Below are 23018 nucleotides of genomic sequence, written 5' to 3'. Positions count from 1 at the left end.
TCGTGTGGGTCCGGTCAGAGTGCCGGGGCCTTGGACAGCAGGTCGCCGCCCCAGCGCTCGGCGAGGGCACGCTCCACGGCGGCGCCGACGCGGTAGCAGCGGTCGTCGCCGAGGACGGGGGCCATGATCTGGAGACCGACCGGCAGGCCGTCCTCGTCGGCGAGTCCGCAGGGGACGGAGATGGCCGCGTTGCCGGCGAGGTTGGTGGGGATGGTGCACAGGTCGGCGAGATACATCGCCATGGGGTCGTCGACGCGCTCCCCGATGGGGAAGGCAGTGGTCGGCGTGGTGGGCGAGATGAGGACGTCGACCTGGTGGAAGGCGGCCTCGAAGTCGCGGGCGATGAGGGTGCGGACCTTCTGGGCCTGGCCGTAGTAGGCGTCGTAGTAGCCCGACGACAGCGCGTAGGTGCCGAGCATGATGCGGCGCTTGACCTCGGGGCCGAAGCCGGCGGCGCGGGTCAGGGCCATGACCTCCTCGGCGCTGCGGGTGCCGTCGTCGCCGACACGCATGCCGTAGCGCATGGCGTCGAACCTGGCCAGGTTGGACGAGCACTCCGAGGGGGCGATCAGGTAGTACGCCGGAAGCGCGTAGCCGAACGACGGGCAGGAGACCTCGACGACCTTGGCGCCGAGGGACTCCAGCACTTCGACGGTCTCGTGGAACCGGGCGACGACACCGGGCTGGTAGCCCTCGCCGCCGAACTCCTTGACCACACCGACGCGCAGGCCGGCGACGTCACCCTGCCTGGCGGCCTCGACGACGGGCGGGACGGGGGCGTCGATGGAGGTCGCGTCGTAGGGGTCGTGACCCGAGAACGCCTCGTGCAGGAGCGCGGCGTCGAGCACGTTGCGGGCGAACGGGCCCGGGGTGTCGAGCGAGGAGGCGAAGGCGATGACGCCGTAGCGGGAGGACCCGCCGTAGGTCGGCTTCATCCCCACGATGCCGGTCACGGCGGCGGGCTGGCGGATCGAGCCGCCGGTGTCGGTGCCGGTCGACAGCGGCGCCTCGTAGGCGGCGACGGCTGCCGCCGAGCCGCCCGAGGAGCCGCCCGCGACGCGCGACACGTCCCACGGATTGCCGGTGGGGCCGTAAGCGGAGTTCTCCGTCGACGACCCCATCGCGAACTCGTCCATGTTGGCCTTGCCGAGGAAGACCAGCCCGGCCTCGCGCAGCCGGCGAGTGATCGTCGCGTCGTACGGCGGGCGCCAGCCCGCAAGGATCCTCGAACCGGCCGTGGTCGGCATGTCCACGGTGGTGAACACGTCCTTGTGCGCGATCGGGACGCCGGCCAGCGGGCCGAGCGCCTCGCCGCGGGCGATGCGGTCGTCGACCTCGCGCGCCTGCCTCAGCGTGGTCTCGGCGTCGACGTGGAGGAACGCCTTGACCTTCGGCTCCACGGAGGTGATGCGGTCGAGATGGGCCTGGGCGACCTCGACGGCGGAGGTCTCCCCTGAGGCGATCAGGCGGCCGAGCTCGGCGGCGCTCTTGCGGGTCAGGCTCATGCTTCCTCCCCCAGGATGCGCGGGACGCGGAAACGGTCGTCCTCGACGGCGGGGGCCCCGGAGAGGGCCTGCTGCGGCGTCAGGCTCGACCGGACCTCGTCCGCCCGGAAGACGTTGGCCAGCGGGAGCGCGTGCGAAGAGGGCGGAACGTCCTGTGCGGCGACCTCGGCGACCCGGGCCACCGCCGCGATGATGTCATCGAGCTGGGTGGCGTAGTGGTCGAGCTCGTCGTCGGACAGCGCCAGCCGGGACAACCGGGCAAGGTGCGCGACCTCGTCGCGGGTTATGGCGGACATGAGTCGTTGAACCCGTTTCTGGATGGCAATTGGACACTGTCATCCTAGGGCTGGCGACCCGACGCGGCCGAACCGATCGACGCAGACAGGCCACGTGATCGCGGGGGCGGCGCCCCCCGGCGCCCCCGGTGCGCCCCCGGTGCGCGGCCGGGCCGTCCGCGCCGACGGCGTGGCCGACGGCCCCGCGGAGGCGGGGCCGTCGGGCAGAGGGGCGTTCCGTCAGGCGGTGCGGGTGTCGAAGTGGGGCGAGGGGCCGGGCACGAGGGTGGGGTGGCGAACGCCGTAGCCCACGGCCGGGTCGCCCATGTGCCCGCGGAGCCAGTCGGTGGCGTCGTCGGGCGTCATGGCCTGACCGAACCACCATCCCTGGCCCATGTCGCACCCCATGTCGGCCAGCAGCCGCGCCGTCACGTCGCATTCGACGCCCTCGGCGACCGAGCGGAGGCCGAGGGACCGCACGAGATCGACGATCGAGCGGACGAACCTCTCGTCGTCGGGCGAGTCCCGGAGGCGGCGGATGAACGAGGCGTCGATCTTGACTTCGGCGACCGGGAGGCGCTGCAGCCGTACGAGGGAGGAGTAGCCCGTTCCGAAGTCGTCGAGGGACAGCGGGATGCCCATGATGGCGAGGCTTCTGATCGTGTCGGCGGTATAGGCCTGGTCGGTCATGAGGATGCGCTCAGTGACCTCAAGCTGGATCGCCGTGGGCGGGAGCCGGTGGGCCCGCAGCCCGACCTCCAGCTTGTCGCACAGCGCCGAGTCGAGAAGGTCGCGGGCGGAGACATTGACCGAGACCTGCACGCGGAGGCCGGTATGCCACCAGCGGGCGATCTGCTCAAGCGCCTCGTCGATCACGAACTCGGTCAACTGCCGCATGAGATAGGACTGCTCGGCGAGCGGGATGAACTCGGACGGCGAGATCTGCCCGCGCACCGGGTGGTTCCACCGCAGCAGCGCTTCCATTCCCCGCACCTTGTCCATTCCCCGCACCTTGTCGCCGGTCAGGCCGATTTTGGGCTGGTAGTGGAGTGCGAGCTCGCGGTTGTCCACCGCCCGGCGGAGATCGCCGAGCAGGTTGAGCCGGTCGGGCGAGTTGCGGTCCTTGGCCGCGACGTAGGACTCGACACCGGTCCTGCCCTCCTTGGCGAGGTACATGGCGACATCGGCCCGCTGGAGCAGCAGTTCGAAGTCGGGGGCGTGGTCCGGATAGAGCGCGATGCCCACGGAGCCGTCCACGTCGAAGGTCATGCCCTCCAGGCGCACCGGCTCAGTGAGTGCCACCCGCAGCCGGGCGGCCACCTCCCTGGCCGCGGCGATGTCCCTGATCGAGGGCAGCAGAACGGCGAACTCGTCGCCCCCGAGCCGGGCCACCACGTCGCCGGGGCGCACGCTGTGCGTCAACCGGTGCGCCACGATCTGAAGGAGCCGGTCGCCCACCGGGTGGCCCAGCGTGTCGTTGACCTCCTTGAAGCGGTCGAGATCGAGGAGGAACAGCCCCACGCGGTCGCGGTCGCGCACCTCGGCCAGGGCCTCCTCGGTGCGCAGCATGAGCAGTTTCCGGTTGGGCAGCCCGGTCAACCCGTCGTGCATCGCCTGGTAGTCGCGGCGCATCGACAGGGTCGCGGTGAAGTAGACGGCCGCGAGTGGGGCCACGAACAGCGGCACCAGCGCGGCCGACTGCACCATGACCACGACGACCAGCGGGGCGAGCCCCAGCAGGCCCGCGTAGACGAGGCTCTGGTGGCCGATCGTGGCCTTGATCACCCGCAGGATGGAGCGGCGCTCGTGCAGGGCCACGGCCGCGCACACCAGCGTCGCGCGGATGGCGAAGTAGGCGATCCCGGCCACTGCGATGGCGGGGAGGTCGGTGCCGCTCGGCACCCACGGGTCGGTGGGAGCCGGGCGGATGCTGAAGAGGAACAGGACGAGGGCGGCAGCCGTACAGGCGAGCGTGGTCTGCGCGATGTTGAACATCACGCGGTGCCAGGACTTGCGCGTCACGGCGCCGTTGACGGCCACCGCGAACGCCTGGATGAGGACGGCTATGGTCGGGCCGTAGTGCAGCAGGGCCGCGAAGGCGAACATTGTCGACGGGTAGGTGCCCCCGACCACCGCCGACGACGACACCATGACCGGTCGCAGCTCTCCCAGCACGATGAGTACGGCGAGGACCCAGAGCAGCGGCTCTTCGGCGAGGCCGGCGAGGTCCCCGAGGCGGAGCCCGAGAAGGGTCACGAGCAGGGCGGTGAACCCGGCGGCGATGACCGCTGAGAGGTATGTCCACAGGGGTGAGCCGATGCGTGGTCCTGTGTCGCGCGTATCGTTCGGGCCGGTCATGAGTAACGAAACCCCCAGGAGTTCACTATGGGAGAGTACGACCTTTGGACCACTTCGCGAAACCGGTTGGGTACGTTCCGTCACTACCCGCTTTAACCGGCGATCGTCGCCCTTGCCCCCATAAGTCCGACTTTCTCCCTAACTAACCCGCGTTCTCCGGGCCACTCCTTCGTTGATTTCCCCCATCTCCATCATGCCGCGCACGGCGCTCGGATGGGCTGACTCTCGTAAGTCGTACTTTTTTCTCGCGACGCACCACTCACCAAACCCCCCATCACGGCCATTTCCGACCTTTATTCATAAACCACGCCGGCACCCCCGTCGCCGCCGCACCCCATCGCCGCACCCCATCGCCGCACCCCATCGCCGCACCCCATCGCCGCACCCCATCGCCGCCGCACGGCGCCGGCGCCGTGCGGCGGCGTCGACCGTGCACGGAACGGCGAACCCCTCACCGGCGCACCCCGGCGAACCGCCGGCCATCCACGCCCCGAGGCGGCCACGCCATGGCCCTCCACGCACCACCTGCGAGAACGTCCCGCCGGGGAAAGCGCGGCCCTGGTGCGCGACGCCGTACGGCGATCGCCCGGCGGCCCGGCCGCGCGTTGGGCGCGAAGGCGAGAAGCGCTCGACGGCGGCCCGGCGACGTTCCAGCGGAGCGGGCCACGCGCTCCTTGATCGGGAAGAAGGTACTCGTCGCGAGGAAGAAACCACCGCATACCACAGCGAACCCACTCCAATCCAAGGAAATGCCGAACCATCGCACCAAACTCGCGCAAGGACTACATAAGCAAACGGGACCGACAAAATACGCATGTCTTTTGGTGCCGTACTAACTCAACCTTGATCGCTTAAGCGCATTCGGGAGCACGCCGCCCGACCGACCCTCTCGCCGCCGCCGTACCCCGCCCACCGTGGCGAGCCGCCCGGCGGCGACAAGGCGGCGCGTCCCACACACCCGTCCTGTCACCCCGGGCACGGCGTGCCCCGATCCGACGGCCGACTCGGCCTCGGAACGGGCGGCCCGAGGGAAACCTCGATGCCACCGGGCCACGAGCCCAAGTGCGAGTCGTGATCCGATTCCGTCATCCGAGTCGGCGACCGCCGGTCAGACGATCACTATGCGGACTCCGCCGTGCGAACCGCGCGCGACGTTCTCCGTCTTCGAAGTCGGCCATCGTCGTCAGTGTGTAGTCCCCGTCCCCGTGCGGAGCCGACCGGACTCCCCCGTAGGGCAGCCATGTCTGTCACCGCGATCCGTTGTCACGGCGGCCCGTTGTCACCGCGGCCTGCGGAAGCATGCCCTCCAGGGTCCCGGTACGGCCTCGGCCTGGCCCGGGGCGTAGGTCCCCGTTCGTTCCCCGCGATCATTCATCAGCGATTCCGACGCGCACGTCAGCACCTTGCCCTGCCTGGTTTCCCCGTGTTCCCCGTGTTCCCCGTGCATCCCGCCCACTCAGCCCACGCGTAGAACGCCCTTGCGGACGGGCATTCTCAGCAGTGTCAACACCGGACATCGAACGCCCGGCCTTCGGCCGGACATATCGCGCATCCGGCGATCGCCTCGAATTTTCCATGGGCCGTATTCCCCCGGCCCATGCTCGACTAGAGCGCACCCGCACCACTACAGCGCGGTTATCTAGGCAAACTTCCCGCATCCAAGGAAAGCGCAGTCTTAGCGTCCCGGGCAAGGGAATAAACACCCGTGCTCCGGAAGTTTCGGGCGGACAGATTATCCGACCACCACCTTCCACGTCGGCTCCAGCGGTATCCCCGCTCTTCACAGGACTGACATCCCGCCACACTGCTACCGGCGACGGCGGTATTGATCGACGCCTACGACAGGAAATCGTCACCTGTGCGTCACAGCGGCTCCACGCCACCGCCTCCCCCGCAGCCCTCCCACCGCGAGAGGCGGGAGGGCCGTCGCCGCGGGCTTCGCCGTACGACGCAGGCCCGCTCGGGCGATCCACCACCCTGCGTGCTGCACATGTTGGCCCCCGCCACGACATGTGAGTGGTGAATTGTGGTGTCTTTCAGGTCGTCGCCGACTTCGGCTTTCGCAGGGCACGCAACCGGCCGGAGCGCTCTGTGGAGGAAAAAGGGCGGGCGCGGTTCCCGCCCTTGGCGCCACGAGGCAACGCGAACGCGCCGGGGAACCGCATTGCCTGCGATCGCGGTGAAACACATCAGCGGGAAACGGCCGACCGGTGTGCGAGCGGTCGGAGACGAGGCACAGTTCAGATCGTCCAAGAAGCACTTCTCCGGCAGATCCCCTCAGCGTTAACTATCGTTAGCGCGTTTCACAACATGCATGATTCCCACTAGGATCTCCAGATGTCAACTGCAGTTAGCAACCGATCGGAGTAACAGCGAATGTCCCTGGCCGAACGGCTCACCCGCCTTTTCCGGGTGGTCGTTAACCCAGAGGACCGCGAGCCGTATTCACTGCGCGAAGCCGCGGAGGCGATCAGCGCACGGGGCACGCCGATCACGGATGCCTACCTGTCGCAACTGCGCACCGGAGAGCGCAAGACCCTGTCGCTGGCCAAAGCCATGGGGATCGCCCGGTTCTTCGGAGTGCCGGTGGAATATCTCAGCGTTGAAGACGACACCCCTGAGCAGGCCGCACTGGTGGCGCGGGTCGAGTCGCAGCTCGACCTCCTCGGGGCGATTCTCCGCACGGGGACGCAGCAGATCGCGCTGCGCTCCGCCGAGCTGTCACCCGAGGGCCGCAAGAAGATCGCTCGGCTGATCGAGGAGACCCGCAGCGAGGAGGGGCTCCCCGCCCGGACCGACGATCGCTGACCCTCGGGCCCCCTCAGGCCCCTTCAGCTCTCCTCGGTGATCACCAGCGCGGACGCGGCCTCGGGGCCGCTCGCCAGCAGGACCTCGAAGCCCTTCTCGTCGAGGATGGGCACCCCAAGCTTGACCGCCTTGTCATGTTTGGAGCCGGCGTTCTCCCCCGCCACCACAAAGGCCGTCTTCTTCGACACCGAGCTCGCCACCTTGCCCCCGAACCTCGCGATCGCCTCGCCCGCCTGATCGCGCGTGTAGGCCGCCAGCGTGCCCGTGACCACGAACGTCAGACCGGCCAAGCGCTGCGGCTCGGTGGACACCTCCGGGGCCTCGTCCTCCATGCGGACACCCGCGGCCCGCCAGCGATCGACGATCTCCCGATGCCAGTCGACCGAAAACCACTCCTTGACGGAGGCGGCGATCGTCGGCCCGACCCCCTCCACCGCGGCGAGTTCCTCCTCCGAGGCCCCGAAGATCCGCTCCGCGCTGCGGAACTCGTCGGCGAGCGCCTGCGCCGCCGACGGGCCGACATGGCGGATCGACAGCGCCACGAGCACCCGCCACAGCGGCTGGGCCTTGGCCTTCTCCAGCTCCGCGAGAAGCACCTCGACCGTCTTCTTCGGCTCGCCCTTGAGGTTGGCGAAGAACGTGACGATCTTGTCTTCGCCGGTCTTCGGGTCCTCCTTCGGCAGGCCCGTGTCCTTGTCACGCACCACGGTGCGGATCGGGAGAAGCTGCTCGGCCTTCAGATCGAACAGGTCGGCCTCGGTGCGGATCGGCGGCTCCTGTGGCGGAAGCGGCTGCGTGAGGGCCGTGGCCGCGACATATCCGAGCGCCTCGATGTCGAGCGCCTTCCTGCTCGCGGCGAAGAAGATGCGCTCCCGGAGCTGCGCCGGGCACAGCTTCGTGTTGGGGCACCGGATGTCGACGTCGCCCTCCTTCATGTGGCGGAGCTCGGTGCCGCACTCGGGGCAGTGTGCGGGCATCTCGAACTCGGTCTCGCCGCCGTCGCGCAGGTCGACGACCGGGCCGACGATCTCGGGGATGACATCGCCCGCCTTGCGCAGCACCACGGTGTCGCCGATGAGGACGCCCTTGCGCTCCACCTCCTGTGCGTTGTGAAGGGTGGCGCGCTCGACGGTGGACCCCGCCACCGTCACCGGCTCCATGATCCCGAAGGGTGTCACCCTGCCGGTGCGGCCGACGCTGACCTTGATGTCGCGAAGCTTGGTGTTGACCTCCTGCGGCGGATACTTGTAAGCCACCGCCCAACGGGGAGCCCGCGACGTCGACCCGAGCTCGCGCTGCATCTCGACGCGGTCGACCTTGACCACCACACCGTCGATCTCATAGGCGGGATCGTGCCGGTGCTCGCGGTAGAACTCGACGTAGTCGCGGATCCCCTCGAAATCGGGCACCACCCGGTAGCGGTCGCTGACCGGCAGCCCGAAGGCCGCCAGGCTCTCGTAGACCCCGGACTGCGTGCCCGGCATGCCCTCGCCGTCCCAGCCGCCGACCCCGTGCACGATCATCTGGAGCGGGCGCTGCGCCGTCACCCTCGGGTCCTTCTGCCGCAGCGAACCCGCCGCCGCGTTGCGCGGATTGGCGAACGGCTGCCGCCCCTCCTCCACCACCTGCTCGTTGACCCGCTTGAAGCCCTCGACCGGCAGGAACACCTCGCCCCGCACCTCGATCACCTCGGGGACGCGGTCACCCGTAAGGTGATGGGGGACGCCCTGAATGGTGCGCACATTCGGGGTGACATCCTCGCCCATGCGGCCGTCTCCCCGCGTGGCCGCGCGCACCAGCCTGCCCTTCTCATAGACGAGCGCCACGGCCAATCCGTCGATCTTGAGCTCGCAGAGATAGGGCCCGGCGTCGCGCTCGGTCAGCCTCTCGACACGGGCCTGCCACGCCGTCAGCGACTCCTCGTCGAAGGCGTTGTCCAGACTCTCCATGCGTTGCAGGTGCTGGACCGGGGTGAACTCCGTGGAGATCGGAGCGCCCACCTTCTGGGTCGGCGAATCGGGGGTGCGCAGGCTCGGATGGGTCTCCTCAAGCTCACGGAGCTCACGCATCCACCCGTCGTATTCGGCGTCGCTCACCGACGGTGAATCAAGCACGTAGTAGCGCCAGTTGGCCTCTTCCACGAGCTCGGCCAACTCCGCGTGCCGGCTGCTCACCCCGCCGGGCACGCTCAGAACGCCTTCCTCCATGCCTGCTCCCCTCATCGCGGTTCCAGGGAAAAGGTAGCGCCCGCCACCGACAACCAGCCCGCGACCTGGTCATCAGTTGAACACCGCATTCCACCAGGACCTTCCACCGCCACCGCCAAGAGCCCTCAAACCCCTCACAGGCCACGAGCCCGGCGAACGCCACCTCTCCCCGTCGGCACAGGCCCGAACCCGCGCCCGCCCACCCCGGCCGGGCGGGCCGCCCCTCACACCCCGTGACCACGCACCCCTCACACGGCCCGTACGGCACCGCCCCATGACCGTGCGCCCCGGCGGCCACGACCACGCGCCCCGCCTACGGCCGGAACCGTGTCGGCCCATGTCCGTGCGTCCCGTACGGCGTCACCCCTGGCCCAGACGACGCCACCATGTCCGTGCCACCCCGCGTACGCCCGCGTGGACTGTGCGGGACTGTGTCGCGGGGGCGGTCGCCGGGGTCAGTCCTCGCCGGGGTCCTCACGCAGCACTCGGGCGGACTCGCGGCACTTGGCCAGAGCCGCCTTCGCGTAGGCGGGGCTCGCGCCGGCGAGGCCGCAGGTCGGGGTGAGCACCACCTGGCGGGCCAGGGTGGCGGACGGGAAGCCCAGGCGATGCCAGAGGTCGATCGCGGGCCTCGCGACGACGCCGACGTCGGGCAGCGGGGCGGCTGCGCCGGCGCCCGGGACGACGCCGAGAAGAAGGGCGGTCCCGGCCTCGACGGCCTCACCGACGGCTTCCTCCTCACGTCGGGAGAGCAGCGAGAGGTCGAGGGACACCGCGCGGGCCCCCGCCCTGCGCAGCAGGGCGACCGGCACGCGGGGGGCGCAGCAGTGGACGACGGGGAACACTCCGGGCAGCCCGAGCAGGACACTCAGCACGTCGGCGGCCACGGACCGCTCGACCGCGGCGAGACGGCCGAAGCCGGAGGCGGTGGGAACGGTGCCGGCGAGCACGCCCGGCAGGCCCGGCTCGTCGATCTGGAGCACCAGGTCGGTGACGCCGGGGACACCGCGCCTCACCCTGTCGACGTGCGCGGCGACGCCCTCCGCCAGAGAGGCGGCGATGTCGCGGACCGCCCCGGGGTCGGACAGCGCCTTGTCGCCGTGCCGCATCTCGACCGCGGCCGCGAGAGTCCACGGGCCGCACACCTGGATCTTGAGGGGCCCCTCGTAGCCCTGGGCGACCTCTTCGAGCGTGTCGAGGTCGCGCGAAAGGTGCTCGCGGGCCCGCCGCAGGTCGCGGCCGGGCCTGTCGCTGAATCTCCATCCCGACGGCCACACCTCGACCGGCAGCTCGACCAGCAGGGACGCCGTCCTGCCGATCATGTCCGCCCCGACGCCGCGCCCGGGCAGCTCCGGGACGTACGGCAGAGCCGGAAGCTCGCCGAAGACCACTTTGGCGGCCTCGACGTGGTCGTCGCCGGGATGCGACCCGACGCCTGTAGCCGCGGCCTCGCCCCACGGGAAGTCACTCACGTCCCGAAAGCCTAGGCCCTCCCGGCAAGATCCATTGCCGCCGCACCCGCCCTCCCCCGCCCCGCCTCTGAGCCGAGCTCCTCCAGGAAGGCCATGGCCGCACCCGCCCTCCCCCGCCGATCCCGCGACGCGCCCCGCCCTCGGCCGTGCAGGAAGGGCCCCTCCGGAGCCTCGCACCTAATGTGAGAGCTATGAAGCTCACCAAGCTGGGACATGCCTGCCTGCGCCTTTCCAAGGAGGGGAAGACGCTCGTCGTCGATCCGGGGGCGATCTCCGGGGAATCGGCGCTCGACGGGGCGGACGCCGTACTGATCACGCATGAGCACTTCGATCACCTGGACACGGCGCTGCTGTCGGCCGCGGTCGCGGCGAACCCGGGGCTTGAGGTCTGGACGTGTCAGGCCGTGGCCGATCAGCTGGCCGAGACGCGGGTGACTCCCACGGTCGTACGGCACGGCGACACGTTCACGTCGGCCGGGTTCGATGTGCGGGTGATCGGTGAGTGGCACGCGCCGATCCACCCCGATGTGCAGATCATCCAGAACGTCGGTTTCATGATCGACGAGGAGGTGTTCTACCCGGGGGACGCGTTCACGGTGCCCGAGGTGGAGGTGCCCACGCTGATGGTGCCGACCTCCGCTCCCTGGCTGAAGCTCTCCGAGATGGTGGACTACCTGCGGAAGGTGCGGCCCGCACGGGCGTTCTCCACGCACGACGGGCTGTTGAACGACGTGGGCCTGGCCCTGGTGGACAACTGGCTGAGGGTGGAGTCCGACCGCCAGTCGGCGGACATGCGCCGTCTGGCGGTCGGGGAGAGCGTCACGCTGCCCTGAGCGTCACGCTGCCCTGAGCGTCACGCTGCCCTGAGCGTCACACCCGCCGAGCGTCACACCCCGCCGAATCACACCCGCCGAGCGTCACACCCCGCTGAATCACACCCGCCGAGCGTCACACCGCGCCGGAGATGGTCGCCGACCCGATGACCGCGTCACCGGCGTAGAGCACGGCGGCCTGGCCGGCGGCCACGCCGGTGGCGGCGCCGTCGAGCTCGATGTGGAGGGTGTCCCCCGACACCTGGGCGCGGCAGCCGTAGACCTCGCCGTGGGCGCGGAGCTGAACCGTGCAGTCCAGAGGCTCGCGGGGCTCGCCGATGGGGCCGTTCCACACGGGGCGGACGGCGCTGATCGAGCGGACCTCCAGGGCCGACCTCGGACCGACGGTCACGGTGTTGGAGACGGGCTCGATCGACAGCACGTAGCGGGGCCTGCCGTCCTGCGCGGGACGGTCGATGTGCAGGCCCTTGCGCTGGCCGACGGTGAACCCGTAGGCCCCCTGGTGGGTGCCGACGACGTCGCCGGTCAGGGCGTCGACGATGGGCCCCTCGTCGGCCCCGAGGCGCCCCGCGAGGAAGCCCCGGGTATCGCCGTCGGCGATGAAGCAGACGTCGTGGCTGTCGGGCTTGTCGGCCACCGTGAGGCCGCGCTCGGCGGCCTCACGCCGGACCTGCGCCTTGGTGGAGTCGCCGAGCGGGAAGATCGCACGCGAGAGCTGGTCGCGGGTGAGCACGCCGAGGACGTACGACTGGTCCTTGTCGGGGTCGGCGCTGCGGCGCAGGACACCGTCCGCCAGGCGGGCGTGGTGGCCGGTGGCCACGGCGTCGAAGCCGAGGGCCACGGCGCGGTCGAGCACCGCCTCGAACTTGATCTTCTCGTTGCAGCGCAGGCACGGGTTGGGCGTGCGGCCCGCCGCGTATTCGCTGACGAAGTCCTCCACGACGTCGCGGTGGAAGCGCTCGGCCATGTCCCAGATGTAGAACGGGATGCCGATCACGTCGGCGGCTCTGCGCGCGTCGCGGGAGTCCTCGATGGTGCAGCAGCCGCGCGCACCCGTGCGATAGGACTGGGGATTGGCGGAGAGCGCGAGGTGCACCCCCGTGACGTCGTGACCCGCCTCGGCGATGCGAGCGGCGGCCACGGCCGAATCGACGCCGCCGGACATGGCGGCAAGCACACGAAGACCCATAACACCATTGAGGGTACCCGTTGGCGTCCCCCCGTTTGGGCTGGGACAATTCTCGGCCATGCGACCCTTCGCGCGGAAGAGCGCCTCGGCGGTGACCGACCAGGCGATCACACGGTTCTGGGCCTGGTGGGAAGAGGCCCGCCCCGAGCTGGACACGCTCGCCTCCGCCGCCGACAACGACAAACCGACCGAGGTCATCGCCTCCGCCGTGAGCGCGATCCACCCGGATCTGGCCGTCGAGGTCTCCTCGGGGCTGCTCGCCCGGCATTCGCTGACGGTGACGGCCGCCGGCGACCCCGAGCTGCGCTCCACGGCCCACCGGTGGGCGAGATCGGCCCCCGAGGGCGACGGCACGTGGGAGTTCTACCCGTCGCGCCAGCCGATCCTCGGGGCGGTCGAGTTGACGCTGGACGCGGATGGCCGGGAGCTCGCGCTCGACCAGATGCTGCTCGGGCTGCGCGTGCCGCGTGACCGGCCCCGCCTGGACGTCGCGGCCTACCATCCGGTGTTCGAGGACATCGGCGACGACGAGAGGATGGAGGCCACCCTGCTGGCGCTCGACTCGCTGCTCGGCGAGGACGAGGTGGCCCGCTGGATCGGCGAGATCACCACCGCCGCCTTCCCGCCGATCGACGCCGTCGCCGCCGCGCACCTGCCCGCCGTGGTCAATGATCTGGCCTCGGGTTACGAGGACGGCCAGTGGAGTCTGCTGGAGGGGCGGACGGAGGACGGGTCGAAGATCGTCGCAGTGGCCAGGATGCCGCTGCGGCAGGTCGACCATCCGCTGTTCGACCAGCACATCGCGATCACCCTGCCCTATACGCACGCCTCCGAGGAGGGGCTCCCGGCCGAGCCGTCCCTGTCGGCGTTGAACGGGTTCGAGGAGCGGCTCAACGCCGAGGTCGACGCGCAGAGGGACGAGGCGGTCGTGGTGGTGCACATGAGCCTGGCGGGGCGGCGCCTGATCCACGTCTACGCCGATCCCGCCGCCGATGTGCCTCCGCGCCTGAAGAAGCTCGTCGGCACGTGGACGGAAGGGCGCGCCCAGATGGATGTCGGCGACGACCCGGGCTGGATCGCGATCTCCCCGTTCCTGAGCTGAGTTCCTGAGCTGAGTTCCTGAGCTGAACCTCCAGGCGTCCCCGTCGTCGCCGGTCCGAGCGTCCCGCGTCGCGGCCTGCGTGCCCGCCGTCACCGGCCTGGGCGCGCAGCGCCGCGGGGCGCCCGGCGCGGCGTCAGCTCAACCCGGCGCGGCGGGCGCGTTCGACCGCCGGGCCGATGACCTCCACGAGCCGGTCGACGTCGGCCTGGGTGGAGGTGTGCCCGAGGGTGAAGCGCAGCGACCCCCTGGCCAGCGCGGCGTCCGCCCCCATGGCCAGCAGCACGTGGGAGGGCTGGGCCACGCCGGCCGAGCAGGCCGACCCGGTGGAGCACTCGACGCCCTTGGCGTCGAGCAGCATCAGCAGGGCGTCGCCCTCGCATCCGGGGAACGAGAAGTGGGCGTTGCCGGGCAGGCGGTTCACCGGGTCGCCGTTGAGCCGGGCGTCGGGGACGGCCCGCCGTACGCGCTCGATCAGGTCGTCGCGCAACTCGGTCAGCTTCTTGGCGTGCTCGTCGCGGGTCTCCGCCGCGATCCGTACGGCTGCCGCCAGCCCGGCTATCGCGGGCGCGTCGAGGGTGCCGGAGCGCACGTCGCGCTCCTGACCGCCGCCGTGGAGCACGGGAATGGGATCGACTCCCCTGGCGAGCAGCAACGCTCCCACACCGATCGGCCCGCCGATCTTGTGTCCCGACACCGTCAGCGCGTCCACGCCGGACTCGGCGAAGGACACCGGGAGCTGGCCGACCGCCTGGACGGAGTCGGTGTGGAAGGGGATGCCGTGGTCGTGGGCGACGGCGGCGAGCACCCTCACCGGCTGCACGGTCCCCACCTCGTTGTTGGCCCACATCACGCTGACGAGGGCGACGCTGTCGGGGTCTTTCTCCACGGCTGTGCGCAGGGTGTCGGGCTGCACTCTGCCGTGCTCGTCGACGGGCAGCAGCTCGACTTTCGCGCCTTGGTGGTCTCCGAGCCAGGCCGCGGGGTCGAGGACCGCGTGGTGCTCCACCGCGCTGACCAGCACGCGGGTGGCGCCGGAGGCGCGGCGGGCCCAGTAGAGCCCCTTGATGGCGAGGTTGTCGGACTCGGTGCCGCCCGAGGTGAACACGACCTCTGAGGGACGCGCTCCGAGGGCTTCGGCGATGCTCTCGCGTGATTCCTCGACGACGCGGCGGACCCTGCGGCCCGCGGCGTGAAGGGCTGAGGCGTTGCCGACCTGGCCGAGCTGCGCGGCCATGGCCTCAATCGCCTCGGGAAGCATCGGCGTCGTCGACGCATGGTCAAGATAGGCCGAAACCACGGCCGCATTCCCCTTCCCGCCCCAAGTGCTTGACCTCTCAAGGGTATCGGCGTCACGGGACACGACCACCCCCAGGTTTGCTAACTGTACCGGCTGGACGGTACAGTCCAGGGCATGAGGAAGGATGAACTCTTGGACGCGGCCGAGCACCTGCTCGCCGATCGCGGTTCGCAGGCGCTGACGCTCGCCGCCGTGGCGGAGCGCGCCGGTTGCAGCAAGGGCGGCCTCCTCTACCACTTCAGCAGCAAGGAGTCCCTCGTCAAGGGCATGATCCAGCGGCTCATCGACGAGTTCGACGAGTTGATCGCGGCCCAGGACGACGACTCCTACTCCAAGAAATACGTGGCCGCGACGTTCGCCGCCGTACGCCAGGGCCGACTGCGACGTTGGGCCGTCGCCGTCGGCGCGGCGGGCGACCCCTCCTTGCTCGCCCCCCTGCGCCGGGCAATGGCCCGATGGATTCACGAGGGTCTCGCCGACGAGCCGGACCCTATGGCGGCCGAGATCGTGCGTCTGGCCTGCGAGGGGGTCTGGGAAGTGGCCACCCACGCCCCGGAGCTCTACGACGGCCCCCGTCAGGACCGGCTGGAAAAACGGCTGATGGCGATGCTCGGCGATCGTGCGAAAGAGCGGGAGGGATAGCGCCGCCCACCAGGCAAGCGTCCCCCGACCCCTCTTTATCCGAAACAGCCTGAAGCCAACCGAAGCAGCCCGAAGCCGACCGCCCTCACCGGCTTTCCACCACGCTCTTCACCACCACGCCTTCCGCCACCACGCCTTCCACCACCGTGCTTTCGACCACCGGGCTTTCGATCGCCGCGCTCTTCACCACGGCGTTCTCCACCGCTGCGCTTCTCAGCACGGCACTTCTCACGACGGCACTTCTCATCGCCGCGGAAAGGCCCGTGCCCGGGGATGAGCCCGCGGGGCCGGCTTGTGCCGTGCGGCGCCGCGCCGGCATGTGAGCCGGACGACGGGCATGAACGAGGCTGGAGACGTTGGTGGTCGCCCTTTCAGCCCAGGCAGAAAGAGCGACCGGAAGATCTGTGCCCACCCCCCGACGGCCGAAACCACGATCACGCGAATTTCTCAAGAATGCGCGACGACCTCGCTGGCATTCGCCTCAGAGCATGAGTCGCACTCGCAATCAGCGACCAGGGAATTACCCACTTCTTAACAAAAGGGATTGAACATGACTCGCCCCCTGAGGACGGCCCGTACGGGAACGCTCCTCACATTTGTCCTCGCCGGTCTTCTGTGCGGAACATTCACGGTCCGCATTCCCGCAATCGCCGAGAAACTCGAACTGACCGAGTCGTCGATCGGGATCGCCCTGCTGACGTGGGGTCTGGGCGCGCTGGTGACCATGCAGGCGATGCGCGGGATCATGACACGGGCGGGCAGCCGTAGCGTTCTGCGCATCGCCGGCCCCCTCTGCGCGGCGGCGCTGGTCCTGCTGGCCTTCGCCCCGACCTTCCCCCTGCTGCTGGCGGCCGTGGCCCTGTTCGGCATGGCGTTCGGCGCGGTCGACATCGCGATGAACGCCCAGGGATCGACGGTGGAACGTTCCTACGGTCGCCCGGTCATGAACAGCATGCACGCCGGCTGGTGTGTCGGCGCCATCTCCGCCGGCCTGCTCGGCACCGCCGCCATCGCCGCCAGGCTGCCGTTCGCCGCACACGTGACGCTCGTCTCGCTCGTTTCCTTGCCGATGCTGCTGCTCATCGGCCGCACCTACCTGACCGACGCCCAGCCGGCCGCCGCCGCGGCGGGTACCCGCACCCGTCACCGCCTGCCGCCGATCGTGTATCTCCTCGGCGCCATCGCCTTCTTCGCCTTCATGATCGAGGGCACCGTGGCCGACTGGAACGGACTGTTCCTGCGGAACACGCTGGGCGCCCCCGAGGCCGTGGCCGCCCTCGGCTACCCGATCTTCGAGGCGGGCATGCTGGCCAGCCGCCTCGCGGCCGACCGCCTGCGCGCCCGGTTCGGGGCCCGCGGCCTGATCGCGGTCTCCGGCGTGGCGAGCGCCGTCACCTTCGGCGTCGTGGTCGGTGCGGGGAACTCCGCGGTGGCCCTTACCGCGATATTCTTCGTCGGAGTCGCCGTCGCCGCCGTGTCGCCCCTCGCGCTGTCCCTGGCGGGCACCGCGACGGCGAACCCCGGCCCCGCCATCGCGCAGACCGGCGCCATGGGCTACGCGGGACTGCTTCTGGGCCCCGTCGTGATCGGCTTCCTGTCCGACGCGGCCACACTACGCGTGGCCCTCGGCGTCGCGGTCGTCCTCGGCGTCCTCATCGCGGTGGCCGCCCGGCTGCTCCCCCGCACCGACCGCCTGGCCGAGCTCGGCGAGTCCGTGGAGCCCCTGGAGCCCGCGGACTCCCTGGGGTCCGCCGCCCCCGAGCGGGTCACCATCGCCGCCTGACGCACAGCCGTACGGCACCGCCCCGGAGACCAGGGCGGTGCCGTACAGGTGCCGACAGGTGCCGACAGGTGCCGACAGGTGTTGTGCGGGTGTCGTGCGGAGGACCCCCGCGTTACTTGCGCTTCTCGATCTCGTCGGTGAGCTGGGGGACGACCTTAAACAGGTCGCCCACCACGCCGTAATCGGCCAGCTCGAAGATCGGCGCCTCCGGGTCCTTGTTGATCGCCACGATCGTCTTGGCGGTCTGCATCCCGGCCCGGTGCTGGATCGCACCCGAGATGCCCGCCGCGATGTACAGCTGCGGCGACACCGTCTTGCCCGTCTGCCCCACCTGGAACTGGTGCGGATACCACCCCGCGTCCGTCGCCGCCCGCGAGGCGCCCACCGCCCCGCCCAGCGAGTCGGCCAGCCTCTCGATCAGCGCGAAGTTCTCCGCCGAGCCGACACCGCGCCCGCCGGAGACCACCACGGCGGCCTCGGCCAGCTCGGGGCGGGCGCCCTTGTCCTGCTTGACCCGCTCGACGATCCTGGCGGCGCGGGCCGCGTCCGACAGGGCTACGCTCACCTGCTCCTCGGCTCCGGCGCCGGCCTCGGCCACCGGGGCGGTGGAGTTCGGCCGCACCGCCACGATCGGGGTGCCCTTGGTGACCCGGCTGTGCACGTTGACACCGCCGCCGAAGATCGACTGGTCGGCGACGAAACCCTCACCGAGGCCGACCGCGTCGGTGATCACACCCGAACCGGTCTTGACCGCCAGCCGGCCGGCGACCTCCTTGCCCTCGGCGGTCGCGGCCACCAGCACCGCCGCCGGAGCGGCAGAGGCGACCAGCTGCGCCAGGAGCTCCGCCTTGGGCGCCACCACGTGGTCGGCGATCTCGGCCGCGTCCGCGACATAGATCTTGTCGGCGCCGTGCCCCGCCAGCTTGGCCTTGGCCTCGGCGGAGTAGCCGGGACCGGCCCACACCGCCGACGGCGACCCCAGCGAGCGGGCCAGCGCCAGCAGCTCCAGGGTGACCTTCTTGACGTCTCCGTCGAGCTGCTCGACGAGTACGAGGATCTCAGCCATTCCTGGTCTCCCTCAGATGAACTTCTTGGACGCCAGGAACTCGGCGGCACCCGTGCCGCCGTCGCCCTGGTCGGTGACGATCGTGCCGGCCGCCCGCGGCGGGGCGGCGGCGAAGTCGACCACTTCCGACCAGGCGCCGGCCAGGCCGACCTGGGAGGCGTCGATGCCGGCCTCGGCGATGCCCAGGGTCTGTACCGGCTTCTTCTTGGCGGCCATGATGCCCTTGAACGACGGGTAGCGCGGCTCGTTGATCTTCTCGACGACCGAGACGACGGCGGGCAGGGACGCCTCGACCTTGTCGTGGCCGTAGTCGGTGAGGCGCTGGATCGCGATGGCGGTGCCGTCGATGTCGACCTTGTTGGCCTGGGTGAGCTGCGGGACGCCCAGCCGTTCGGCCAGCATGGCGGCCAGCAGGCCGGTGCGGGCGTCGGTGGACTCCGAGCCGAGGATGACGACGTCGAACCCGATGGTCTTGAGGGTCTGGGCCATCGCGTAGGAGGTCGACAGGGCGTCGGAGCCGTGCAGGGCGTCGTCCACCAGGTGGACGGCCTTGTCGGCTCCCATGGCCAGGGCTTTGCGGATGGTGTCGGTGGCCTTGCTCGGGCCCATGGTGAGGACGGTCACCTCACCGCCGTGGGCTTCTTTGAGGAGCAGCGCCTCCTCGACCGCGTACTCACACAGCTCGTTGATGACGCCGTCGGCGGCGTCGCGGTCGAGCGTCTTGTCATCGGACCTCAGCTTGCGCTCGGTCGCCGTATCGGGGACCTGCTTCACGCAGACGACGATGTTCATGGCCGGTGGCCGACCTCCCGTGCTTCGCGTGCGCCGCCGGTGGGTCGGCGCCGGATATGTACGTGATGCCAAAACTGCCAAGTGCCCAAGGGCGTGGTGACAGCAGGTGGCCCGGGCGGTCGCGACTGCCCTGGCCCCTTATACCACAATGTTACCCGCCAGTAGCTTACCGGCGAACCCCCGGATCGGCGGGCACCATCGCCCCAACCCTACCGAACTAAGTTCCGGACACCTCTAACCGGCTACGACGAGAACGACCAAGACGACGATCACGGTGGCGAACGCCAAGGCCAGCGTGAACGTGGAGAAGATCGAACTCAGCAGGAAGAACAGCGCCACCGCGCCCACCCCGCTTCCCGCGCTCAGCAGGGCACGGCCCACGTCCTTGCGCGCGAACAGCCCGACGGCGGCGTCGATCGCGACCCCCGACCCGTATGCCGCGAGAAGCAGCAGCGACACCTCCGGCAGCGCCGACCTCGCGGCCGCCGCGCCGAGCGCCGCCACCACGCCGGTACCGATGATCCAGATAAGTCTGACGCGGGCGCGCCGCCTGCGCATGGCGACCTCCGCCGGAGGCCGCGGATCGGGCTGCCCCGGCCGCCACTCGCGGGTGGACAGGCTGTGCACATCGCCTCCCGACCCGCTCACCGGGGGCGGGAGCGGGTCGGCCTTCGACCTCGCCGGCGGCGGCTCGGCGTAGGCCGGTCCCGCGGCGGGAGCCGGCGGCGCCACCGGGATGCGCGCCCGGGAGAACGTGTCCGACCGGGGTTTCGGAGGAGGCGGGCCCGCCGCCCCGACCACGCCGGGCAGCCTGCCGTGGATCTCCCCCGCCGTCGGCCTGGCGGCCGGATCGGGGGCCAGGCAGTCGCGCAGCACCGCGGCGAGCCAGTCGGGCACGCCTTCCAGGTCGGGCTCGTGGTGCACCACCCGGTAGCCGATGGCCGCCACCGAGCCCGTGCCGTACGGCTCGCGCCCGGTCGCGGCGAAGGCCAGCGTGGCCGCGAATGCGAAGATGTCGCCTTCGGTCCGGGTCTCCTGGCCCTCCAGCACCTCGGGGGCCAGATAGCCCGGGGTGCCGAGGACCGCGCCGGAGGCCGTGACCGAGGCGGAGTCCACCACGGCCGCGATCCCGAAGTCGATCACCACCGGCTCACCGTCGGCCAGTATCACGTTCGACGGCTTGAGGTCGCGGTGGATCACGCCCGACTCGTGGATGGCCATGAGCGCCTCGGATAAGCCCCGCGCCAGCCGTACGAGCTCCTCGCCGTGGACGGGCCCCTCGACCGCCACCACGGCGTTGAGAGGCCGTCCCTGGATGTAGCGGGTGACGAGGTACGGCGAACGCCCGTCGAGCGACGCGTCGAGCACTTCGGCGATATGGCGTCCGCGCACCCGGCGCATGGCCTCCACCTCGCGCGCCAGTCTCGCCAGCGCGCGAGTGTCGGCCGCCACGTGGGGGTGGAGCACTTTGACGGCCACGGTCCGGCCTTCGGGATCGAGAGCGAGGTGCACTTCACCGAACCCGCCGGCCCCCAGCCTCGACAACAGGCGGTAAGGGCCGAGGTGGTCACCTTGCGGGGTTCCCATGCCTCTCCTTCCGGCTTGTGTCCCCATCGTGCCCCACAGCCCGGCCCCCTGCACCTCCCGAATACGCCCAGTCAGAAAAAGCCCAGACCGAGGCTGGACACCAGGTCGCCGATCATCCTCGTGACGAGGTCGACGACGCCCATACGCCCTTCGGCCACCGTGCTTCGGAACTCCTCCGTGATCTTCTCCACCACCTCGGAGGGCGGCATCCACGGCTGGAAGGACGCCGTGGTGCCGAGCGCCATCATGACCGTGAAGAAGGCGATGGTGCCGACCGTGATCGCGATAACGGTCGCCGCACCGGGGCTGCGGATCACCCCGGTCAGCGTGCGGGTGACGGCCTTGCGCGGGGCGCCGCCGCCCGGCAGCAGGAACAGTCCGATGACGAACGCGCCCGCGGCGTAGGCGGCGGCCGAGTCGGTGGTGAGGCCGAACATGAACCTCAGCACCCCCCACACGCACATGCCGAACATCGCCGACAGCGGCACGTGCACGAGGGTGACGAGCCCCGCCTTGATCAGCGCCCACGGCGTGCCCACCAGGACCATCAGCGGGTCGGCCGCGCTGCTACCGCGTTCGGAGCGGCGTGTCGCGAGGTTGCCGAAGAGGTATTCCCCGACGCGCAGGCAGAGCACGAGCACGATCGCGAACGCGCTGACCAGCACCGGCAGCATGCTCGCCGCGCCCGCGAGCACGGCGAGCAGCAGCGCGCCGGTGAGGGGGTGGGAGGCGCGGTAGCGCGGCCGGTCCGGTGGCGGCGTGTGCGGCCTGGCCGCCCGCGCGGGCGGCTGGGTGTCCGGCGGGGCGTACGGCCTGGCCTGCGCGGGCGGCGCCGCCTGCCGGGCCGGCCCGGTGGGCCGCGGCCCGGGGTGGCCTGCGACCCGCTGGTCGGGGAAGGGCGGCGGGGCCGGCGGAGGCGCCGGGGGGTACTGCGGAGGCGCCATCTGGGCCCTGGCCCCCGTCTGCGGCGGCGCGACGGCCGCCGCGCGGTGCGGCTGGAGGTGGGGCTGCTGGTGGGGTTGCTGGTGGGGCCGGTGGTGGGGCTGCGGGGGCGGCTCGTGCCGGTCCTGGCGATCCCTGCGGCGCGGCGGCTTGGCGTACTGCACGGGCGGCAGCAGGTCGGAGAAGTTGTCGTCCTGCTCGATGACCCGGGTGCCGGGATTGTCCTTCACCGGGTCGAGCACCGACGTGCCGCCGGGGTCGATCACACGGGTGCCGCCCGGCCGCCCCACGTGGGTAGCCTCGGCGGGCGACTCGTGGAAGGTGGTCGCCGAGGGGTCGAGCGCCTTGGCCATGCGGAGCAGGGTGCGCGCGCTCGGCCGTGCGTCACTTTCGACGTTCAGCGCCTGGCGGAGCCAGCCGCGCAGCCATGCCGGGGCCAGGTCGATCTGGGCCCGGCCCTCCATGATGTTGAAGCACACCACCTCGAACGCCCCGGTGCCGAAGGGCGGCTTGCCGGTGGCGCCGAAGAACACCGTCGAGGCCAGCGCGTGCACGTCCGCGGCCTGGGTGATCTCGGTGTCCTTGATGATCTCGGGGGCAAGGTAGCCGGGGGTGCCGACGAACATGCCGGTCTGGGTGAGCCGGGTGGCGTTGACCAGGTGGGCGATGCCGAAGTCGATGACCAGCGGCTCGCCGTCGACCAGCATGACGTTGGCGGGTTTGAAGTCGCGGTGGATCACGTCGGCCGAGTGGATGGCGACGAGGGCCTCGCACAGGCCGCGTGCCAGCCGTACGATCTCGTGGTCGGACAGCGGCCCGTCGGTCAGCACCGTGTCCTCCAGGGTGCGGCCGGGGGCGAACCTCGTCACGACGTAGGGCATGTCGCCGGAGAGTTCGGCGTCCATGACCTCGGCCACGTACGGCGAGCGCACCCGCCGCATGGTCTCCACCTCGCGGGTCAGCCGGTCGCGGGCCTTGAGATCGGCCGCGACGTGCGAGTGGAGCACCTTGACGGCGACCTCACTCCCCTCGTCGTCGACGCCCAGGTGGACGACCCCCATGCCGCCTTCGCCGAGCTTGCGGACCAGCCGGTAGGGGCCGAGCCTTTCGGGAATCTCCATGCCGCGGGTGCTCATCCGCTCACCCCGCCGCATGAGCCG

The 23018-nt window shown here is 70.6% G+C and carries 16 protein-coding genes; 5 read left to right on the top strand and 11 right to left on the bottom strand.

All coding sequences use genetic code 11. From position 1 onward, the window contains the following. Window positions 1-14: 14 nt before the first annotated feature. The 3 genes from gatA to BLQ73_RS21535 form a co-directional block, all read right to left on the bottom strand. Window positions 15-1505: an Asp-tRNA(Asn)/Glu-tRNA(Gln) amidotransferase subunit GatA gene (gene gatA, locus BLQ73_RS21545; RefSeq protein WP_093172685.1), complete on the bottom strand. Its 1491-nt coding sequence runs from the start codon at window positions 1503-1505 to the stop codon at window positions 15-17. Further along, window positions 1502-1801 (bottom strand): Asp-tRNA(Asn)/Glu-tRNA(Gln) amidotransferase subunit GatC, encoded by a 300-nt coding sequence (gatC, locus tag BLQ73_RS21540; RefSeq protein WP_093172683.1) that lies wholly within the window; start codon window positions 1799-1801, stop codon window positions 1502-1504. Before gatC ends, gatA begins: the two co-directional genes overlap by 4 nt. A 219-nt stretch (window positions 1802-2020) precedes the next feature. After that, complete coding sequence (locus tag BLQ73_RS21535) at window positions 2021-4138, bottom strand: putative bifunctional diguanylate cyclase/phosphodiesterase (protein ID WP_093172681.1); 2118 nt, start codon at window positions 4136-4138, stop codon at window positions 2021-2023. Between the two features lie 2376 nt (window positions 4139-6514). Here BLQ73_RS21535 and BLQ73_RS21530 point away from each other — a divergent pair. Beyond that, on the top strand, window positions 6515-6946 hold the full coding sequence (locus BLQ73_RS21530; protein ID WP_093172679.1) for a hypothetical protein: 432 nt from the start codon (window positions 6515-6517) through the stop codon (window positions 6944-6946). 23 nt (window positions 6947-6969) lie between these two features. Here BLQ73_RS21530 and ligA read toward each other — a convergent pair whose 3' ends face one another. Next, entirely contained in the window at window positions 6970-9153 is a 2184-nt protein-coding gene (gene ligA, locus BLQ73_RS21525; protein ID WP_093172677.1) for an NAD-dependent DNA ligase LigA, read from the bottom strand. A gap of 455 nt (window positions 9154-9608) precedes the next feature. After that, a complete protein-coding gene (locus BLQ73_RS21520; RefSeq protein ID WP_093172675.1) occupies window positions 9609-10625 on the bottom strand; it encodes a methionine synthase in 1017 nt (338 codons plus the stop codon). 191 nt (window positions 10626-10816) lie between these two features. Between BLQ73_RS21520 and BLQ73_RS21515 the strand changes: the two genes are divergently transcribed. Beyond that, window positions 10817-11458 (top strand): MBL fold metallo-hydrolase, encoded by a 642-nt coding sequence (locus BLQ73_RS21515; RefSeq protein WP_093172673.1) that lies wholly within the window; start codon window positions 10817-10819, stop codon window positions 11456-11458. A 115-nt stretch (window positions 11459-11573) separates the two neighbouring features. Here BLQ73_RS21515 and mnmA read toward each other — a convergent pair whose 3' ends face one another. Continuing rightward, window positions 11574-12647: a tRNA 2-thiouridine(34) synthase MnmA gene (gene mnmA, locus BLQ73_RS21510; RefSeq protein ID WP_093172671.1), complete on the bottom strand. Its 1074-nt coding sequence runs from the start codon at window positions 12645-12647 to the stop codon at window positions 11574-11576. Window positions 12648-12705: 58 nt separating this feature from the next. On the opposite strand from mnmA, the gene BLQ73_RS21505 reads away from it, so the two are divergent. Beyond that, window positions 12706-13749, top strand: a complete 1044-nt coding sequence (locus BLQ73_RS21505) for a DUF695 domain-containing protein (RefSeq protein ID WP_093172669.1) — start codon at window positions 12706-12708, stop codon at window positions 13747-13749. A gap of 133 nt (window positions 13750-13882) precedes the next feature. Here BLQ73_RS21505 and BLQ73_RS21500 read toward each other — a convergent pair whose 3' ends face one another. Next, the gene (locus BLQ73_RS21500; RefSeq protein ID WP_093172667.1) at window positions 13883-15046 is read right to left on the bottom strand and encodes a cysteine desulfurase family protein; all 1164 of its coding nucleotides are present in this window, start codon (window positions 15044-15046) and stop codon (window positions 13883-13885) included. Window positions 15047-15160: 114 nt separating this feature from the next. Here BLQ73_RS21500 and BLQ73_RS21495 point away from each other — a divergent pair, with 114 nt between their 5' ends. Together BLQ73_RS21495 and BLQ73_RS21490 are read left to right on the top strand one after the other, a co-directional pair. Next, window positions 15161-15688, top strand: coding sequence for a TetR/AcrR family transcriptional regulator (locus BLQ73_RS21495; RefSeq protein ID WP_093172665.1), 528 nt, complete (start codon window positions 15161-15163; stop codon window positions 15686-15688). Window positions 15689-16238: 550 nt separating this feature from the next. Continuing rightward, window positions 16239-17471, top strand: coding sequence for an MFS transporter (locus BLQ73_RS21490; protein WP_093172663.1), 1233 nt, complete (start codon window positions 16239-16241; stop codon window positions 17469-17471). A 112-nt stretch (window positions 17472-17583) separates the two neighbouring features. On the opposite strand, the gene BLQ73_RS21485 is transcribed toward BLQ73_RS21490, so the two are convergent. The 4 genes from BLQ73_RS21485 to BLQ73_RS21470 all read right to left on the bottom strand — a co-directional run bounded on the left by BLQ73_RS21485 (window position 17584) and on the right by BLQ73_RS21470 (window position 22994). Beyond that, complete coding sequence (locus tag BLQ73_RS21485; protein ID WP_093172661.1) at window positions 17584-18537, bottom strand: electron transfer flavoprotein subunit alpha/FixB family protein; 954 nt, start codon at window positions 18535-18537, stop codon at window positions 17584-17586. Between the two features lie 12 nt (window positions 18538-18549). Then, window positions 18550-19329: an electron transfer flavoprotein subunit beta/FixA family protein gene (locus BLQ73_RS21480; RefSeq protein ID WP_093172659.1), complete on the bottom strand. Its 780-nt coding sequence runs from the start codon at window positions 19327-19329 to the stop codon at window positions 18550-18552. 234 nt (window positions 19330-19563) lie between these two features. Then, complete coding sequence (locus tag BLQ73_RS21475; protein ID WP_093172657.1) at window positions 19564-20916, bottom strand: serine/threonine-protein kinase; 1353 nt, start codon at window positions 20914-20916, stop codon at window positions 19564-19566. Between the two features lie 71 nt (window positions 20917-20987). After that, window positions 20988-22994 (bottom strand): serine/threonine-protein kinase, encoded by a 2007-nt coding sequence (locus BLQ73_RS21470; RefSeq protein ID WP_245691243.1) that lies wholly within the window; start codon window positions 22992-22994, stop codon window positions 20988-20990. Between the last annotated feature and the right edge of the window lie 24 nt (window positions 22995-23018).

Source organism: Sinosporangium album, from assembly GCF_900100605.1.
In the GTDB taxonomy this organism is placed as follows: Bacteria; Actinomycetota; Actinomycetes; order Streptosporangiales; family Streptosporangiaceae; genus Sinosporangium; species Sinosporangium album.
The sequence above is the reverse complement of the archived record's forward strand: the minus strand, read 5'-3'. Positions and strand labels throughout refer to the sequence as shown.

Coding starts and splice junctions, on each gene's coding strand:
- gatA (WP_093172685.1), bottom strand. CDS start 1,505: ATGAGCCTGACCCGCAAGAGCGCCGCCGAGCTCGGCCGCCTGATCGCC.
- BLQ73_RS21470 (WP_245691243.1), bottom strand. CDS start 22,994: ATGAGCACCCGCGGCATGGAGATTCCCGAAAGGCTCGGCCCCTACCGG.
- BLQ73_RS21480 (WP_093172659.1), bottom strand. CDS start 19,329: ATGAACATCGTCGTCTGCGTGAAGCAGGTCCCCGATACGGCGACCGAG.
- gatC (WP_093172683.1), bottom strand. CDS start 1,801: ATGTCCGCCATAACCCGCGACGAGGTCGCGCACCTTGCCCGGTTGTCC.
- BLQ73_RS21490 (WP_093172663.1), top strand. CDS start 16,239: ATGACTCGCCCCCTGAGGACGGCCCGTACGGGAACGCTCCTCACATTT.
- BLQ73_RS21485 (WP_093172661.1), bottom strand. CDS start 18,537: ATGGCTGAGATCCTCGTACTCGTCGAGCAGCTCGACGGAGACGTCAAG.
- mnmA (WP_093172671.1), bottom strand. CDS start 12,647: ATGGGTCTTCGTGTGCTTGCCGCCATGTCCGGCGGCGTCGATTCGGCC.
- BLQ73_RS21535 (WP_093172681.1), bottom strand. CDS start 4,138: ATGACCGGCCCGAACGATACGCGCGACACAGGACCACGCATCGGCTCA.
- BLQ73_RS21530 (WP_093172679.1), top strand. CDS start 6,515: ATGTCCCTGGCCGAACGGCTCACCCGCCTTTTCCGGGTGGTCGTTAAC.
- BLQ73_RS21505 (WP_093172669.1), top strand. CDS start 12,706: ATGCGACCCTTCGCGCGGAAGAGCGCCTCGGCGGTGACCGACCAGGCG.
- ligA (WP_093172677.1), bottom strand. CDS start 9,153: ATGGAGGAAGGCGTTCTGAGCGTGCCCGGCGGGGTGAGCAGCCGGCAC.
- BLQ73_RS21475 (WP_093172657.1), bottom strand. CDS start 20,916: ATGGGAACCCCGCAAGGTGACCACCTCGGCCCTTACCGCCTGTTGTCG.
- BLQ73_RS21495 (WP_093172665.1), top strand. CDS start 15,161: ATGAGGAAGGATGAACTCTTGGACGCGGCCGAGCACCTGCTCGCCGAT.
- BLQ73_RS21515 (WP_093172673.1), top strand. CDS start 10,817: ATGAAGCTCACCAAGCTGGGACATGCCTGCCTGCGCCTTTCCAAGGAG.